This window comes from Kitasatospora sp. NPDC059571 (assembly GCF_042735675.1).
Lineage (GTDB): Bacteria > Actinomycetota > Actinomycetes > Streptomycetales > Streptomycetaceae > Kitasatospora.
In genome coordinates this window covers 1-1,267 of the sequence record NZ_JBHWBW010000848.1, presented here as the reverse complement: position 1 = coordinate 1,267, position 1,267 = coordinate 1, and the positions used below count along the sequence as shown (strand labels likewise).

Annotated in this window: 1 protein-coding gene; it reads right to left on the bottom strand. The window is 70.0% G+C overall.

Features of this window, described 5'->3' with window-relative positions; genetic code table 11:
- Positions 1 to 57 precede the first annotated feature (57 nt).
- Complete coding sequence (locus ACFV0G_RS39495) at positions 58 to 741, bottom strand: transglycosylase SLT domain-containing protein (protein ID WP_380558804.1); 684 nt, start codon at positions 739 to 741, stop codon at positions 58 to 60.
- Positions 742 to 1,267 lie beyond the last annotated feature (526 nt).

Genomic DNA, 1,267 nt, shown 5'->3' with positions numbered 1-1,267 from the left:
GGCCCCCGACCGTCGAGAGGTCGGGGGCCTTCGCGAAGCCGTGCGCTGCGGGCCGGCTCAGTACCAGCTGTGCGCCTGCCAGAACGACCAGGCGCCGCAGGGGCTGCCGTAACGGCTGTTCATGTAGTTCAGGCCCCACTTGATCTGGGTCGCCGGGTTGGTGCGCCAGTCGGCGCCGGCGGAAGCCATCTTGGAGCCGGGCAGTGCCTGCACCAGGCCGTACGCGCCGGAGGAGGCGTTGGTGGCGGTGTAGTCCCAGCCGCTCTCGCGCTTCACGATCTGGCTGAAGCAGGAGAACTGGTTCGCGTCACCGATGATCTGGGCGGCGAGCGCCTGCACCGAGCCGGCCGGGATCGCGGCCAGCGCGGTCCGCGCGGCGGCGCGGTTGGCGGCCTCCTGGTCGGCCTTGCGCTTGGCCTCGTCGGCGGCCTTCGCCGCCTTGTCCGCGTCGGACTTGGCCTGCGCGTCGGCGGCGGCCTTCTGCCGTGCGGCCTCTTCCGCGGCCTTCTTGGCGGCCGCGTCGGCGGACACCTGCTGAGCCGTCGCCTGACGGACGATGGCGTCACTGACCGCTTGCGCCTGGGTACCCGAGGGCGCGTCGGCGAGCAGCGTGGCGCTCGCGACGTCGACCGTCTGAACGGTCTTGCCCTCGCTGCCCGAGGCCGCGCCCACGACCGCACCGACAGCGGTGACGGCGGTGGCGGAGGCCACAGCAACTCCCCGGACCGAGATCCGAGTCACATGGTTTCCTTCCGGCGGCGCCCGTGCGTGACCGTACAGGCGCAACATGCCCCTTGCCGCTCGCCTCCTACGGTCCTGGTCACGGGAGACACTGGCCCGTCGCGGCGCCGAGCGGACTCGGAACTGCGTGGTGTTCGGGCGGCGTACGGCTCATCGGTGTTCAGTTGGACGCCCGCCGACCGGAGTTGCCGGGCTGATTCTGCCGTACGCGGGGCCTGACAGAACCCTCACCATGCCGCAAGCGGACGTGTCTACGCAATTCCCGGTTGCGTGGCGCATCTCACAATCTTCACGAGCTGGGCGTTTGTCCGAAAGGTCGTCGGCGATCGGTCCGATCCGGTGACAGCGCGAGGGGCCTGCCGGTATGCGGCAGGCCCCTTGACGTCGTTTCAGTGTGGTTTGTCCCGATTTGTCGGCTAGGGCTGACCGTCCTCCAGCATCTCGGTGACCAGGGCCGCGATGGGCGAGCGCTCGGAGCGGGTCAGCGTGATGTGGGCGAACAGCGGATGCCCCTTCAGCTTCTCCA